2 protein-coding genes and 1 pseudogene are annotated in these 3,086 nt (G+C 67.6%); 2 read left to right on the top strand and 1 reads right to left on the bottom strand.

What is annotated here, in order from left to right:
* Positions 1-154: 154 nt before the first annotated feature.
* Complete coding sequence (locus tag Q1V87_RS08660) at positions 155-1,102, bottom strand: aldo/keto reductase (protein ID WP_300591733.1); 948 nt, start codon at positions 1,100-1,102, stop codon at positions 155-157.
* 132 nt (positions 1,103-1,234) lie between these two features.
* On the opposite strand from Q1V87_RS08660, the gene Q1V87_RS08655 reads away from it, so the two are divergent.
* Together Q1V87_RS08655 and Q1V87_RS08650 are read left to right on the top strand one after the other, a co-directional pair.
* Positions 1,235-2,842 carry a carbohydrate-binding protein gene (locus Q1V87_RS08655; protein ID WP_300591731.1) on the top strand — a complete coding sequence of 536 codons (1,608 nt, stop codon included), beginning with the start codon at positions 1,235-1,237 and terminating at the stop codon, positions 2,840-2,842.
* Positions 2,843-2,916: 74 nt separating this feature from the next.
* Positions 2,917-3,086 (top strand): annotated as a pseudogene (locus Q1V87_RS08650) (glucose-6-phosphate isomerase); the annotation flags it as partial.

Here is a 3,086-nt window from a genome sequence, read left to right as displayed (position 1 = left end):
GGGCGCGGGACCGCGCCCCGCCCCCCAGAACGCACCCCGGTCCCCCGCGCGGGGTCGCCACCCGCCGCCCGCGCCCCGCGCGCCCGGGCGTGGTGCGACCTCTCGCGCTTGGCGCTGAGGCGCAGAGGCGACCTGAGACCGTTGAGAGCTCGGCTCAGATATCGGTGGGGGTCCACTCCGAGACGACGCTGAGCTCGTCGAGCTCGTCGTCGGTGAGCTGCAGCGTCGCGCTGGCGAGGAGGTCGGCTACCTGCTCGACGCGCGAGGCGCTCGCGATCGGGGCGACAACGTGCGGCTGGTCGCGCAGCCACGCCAGCGACACCGCCGCCATCGTGCTCGCGTGGGCCGTGGCGATCCGCTCCAAGACGTGCAGGACCTGCAGCCCCTGTGGCGTCGCGTACTTCGCGGCTCCCTTGGCGCGAGGTGACGCGCCGTCCTCGGCATCCGGTGATCGGTACTTGCCCGTGAGGAAACCGCTGGCGAGGGCGTAGTACGGCAGGATGCCGAGCTCGAACTCGTCGGCGATCGGAGCCAGCTCGCTCTCGACCTCGAAGCGGTGCACGAGGTTGTAGTGGGGCTGCAGAGCGACGGGCCGAGCAACGCCGAGGTCGGCTGCGGTCAGCATCCATTCGCGGATGCGTTCGGGCGTGAAGTTCGACAGCCCGATCGTGCGAACAAGGCCGTCATCGACGAGCTTGCCGAAGGTGGCTACAGCTTCGGCGAGTGGAACCTCGGGATCGTCGTAGTGCGCGTAGTACAGGTCGATGGTGTCGATGCCGAGGCGCTCCAGCGACGCCTCGGCGGCACCGCGGATGTTCTTCAGGCCCGGGAAGTCGGGGTGGCGGCTGACCTTGGTTGCGATGGTCAGCTGTGCGGATGGACGGGCGGCGAGCCAGGCGCCGATGATCCGTTCGCTGTCGCCGCCGGCGTTGCCCGGAACCCACGCGCTGTATCCATCGGCGGTATCGACGAAGTCGCCGCCTCCGTCGGTGAAGGCGTCGAGGATCGCGAAGCTCTCATCGCGGTCCGCTGTCCAGCCGAAAACGTTGCCACCGAGGCAGAGCGGGAAGACGTCGAGGTCGCTGGTTCCGATGCGGGTCATGGGTCCATCCTCGCACCGCTACAACGTGAGGAGATTCTCATCGTGTCGTCGATGTCTACCCCGATGCGCCGTCGATAGCGTGTGGCTCGCGACATTCATCTCTGCATCAGCGTCCGCACCCGAGAGGACCCCATGATCGTTCGATTCGCCCGCCCGGGACTTGCGATTCTCGCCGCCGTGGGGATGGTGCTGGGGGTCTGGCTGGCACTCGTCCCGGCGACACGATCGGATGCCGTCTCCTGCGCTCCCACGTGGTCGTCGAGTGCCACGTACGTCGGGGGTGACACGGCCAGCAAGAACGGCATCCAGTACCGCGCGAACTGGTGGACGCGAGGGGATGACCCGGTCACCCACAACGGCGTCACGGGAACGGGCCAGCCGTGGACCTCCCTGGGCGCGTGCGGTGCCGTGCCACCCGCACCGACGGTAACCCCCACACCGACGGTAACCCCCGCTCCGACGACCCCATCCCCGAGCCCGACGCCGACAGCTTCCTGCACAGTTGCAACCTGGAGCGCAGGGACGATCTACGTCGCAGGAAACACGGCAACGCGCAGCGGCATCCTCTATCGGGCGAATTGGTGGACGCGCGGTGATGACCCGGCTACGCACAACGGCGTCACCGGGACGGGCCAGCCGTGGACGTCGCTCGGTTCGTGCGGTGCGACGCCCACCCCCACTCCGACCGCTACGCCAACGCTGACTCCGACACCCACGCCCACGCCGACGCGCACCGCTACGCCCTCACCAACGCCGACGCCGAGCCCTTCGGGAACCCCGGGACTCCCGCCGGAGTTCGTCTTCAGCCCGTACAAGGACGTCACGGTCGGCATGAACTGGAATACCTACGCGATGGGAACCGCCGTCGGCGGCTCATCCCGGCCGCTCGTGGGTGCCGGCGGGCTGCTCGGCAGCAGCGCCACAGATCTGGATGCCGTCACCTTGGCTTTCGCGACCGGAACATGCGGGAGCGAGAACTGGGGTGGTGTCGCTGCCCAGGCTTTCGCCGACGCCAACATTCCCGCGCTTGAGGTGGCAGGCGTCGACTACATCGTTTCCACGGGAGGGGCGGCGGGAGCCTTCCACTGCTCCTCGGCTGCGGGAATGACCACGTTCATCGAGAGGTACGCGTCAGATCACTTGATCGGCATCGACTTCGATATCGAATCCGGGCAGTCTGCGGCCGACATCCGTGATCTTGTTGCGTCTGCTGTCGGCGTCCAGCAGGCCTACCCGGACCTGCGGTTCTCGTTCACCCTCGCAACTCTCGCCGCTAGCGACGGCAGTCACGGCGGCCTCAACGCGACCGGCGACACGACAGTGCGCGCGATTCTGGCATCGGGACTGCGCAACTACACCGTCAACCTCATGGTGATGGATTACGGCGCCGCGGGTTCGGGCGTGTGCGTTGTCCGCGGCGGACTATGTGACATGGGAGCCTCGGCGATCCAGGCGACAAAGAATCTCCAACACACCTATGCGATCCCGGCGAACAAGATCGAGCTGACCCCGATGATCGGGATGAATGACGTGCGCGATGAGATCTTCACCCTCGCGGATGTTCAGACCGTCGCCGCTTACGCGAAGACCTCAGGGCTCGCCGGCATCCACTTCTGGTCCCTCGATCGAGACGTGCCCTGTTCGCCGCCGACCCCGTGGGTCTCGATCACCTGTAACTCGGTGACCAGCGGCACCGCCTCGCTGTCGTACACGAACGGCTTCCTCGACGCGCTCGGGTAATGGATGCGCGGCGCGGGGCTAACTCACGGCTGCCGCTCCTGACGTGGGTGCTGCGGTTCGGTAGCGTGTGACGAGTGAACGCACCCGTCGATCCGACAACCACGCCTGCCTGGTCCGCCCTCACCGACGCCGCATCCGGGTTCGCCCCGGATCTGCGTGCCTGGTTCGCCGCCGACCCCGGCCGGGTCGAGCGGATGAGTCATCCGCTTGCCGACCTGCACGTCGACCTGTCGAAGAACCTCGT

It is taken from the genome of Microbacterium sp. (assembly GCF_030149085.1).
In the GTDB taxonomy this organism is placed as follows: domain Bacteria; phylum Actinomycetota; class Actinomycetes; order Actinomycetales; family Microbacteriaceae; genus Microbacterium.
The sequence above is the reverse complement of the archived record's forward strand: the minus strand, read 5'-3'. Positions and strand labels throughout refer to the sequence as shown.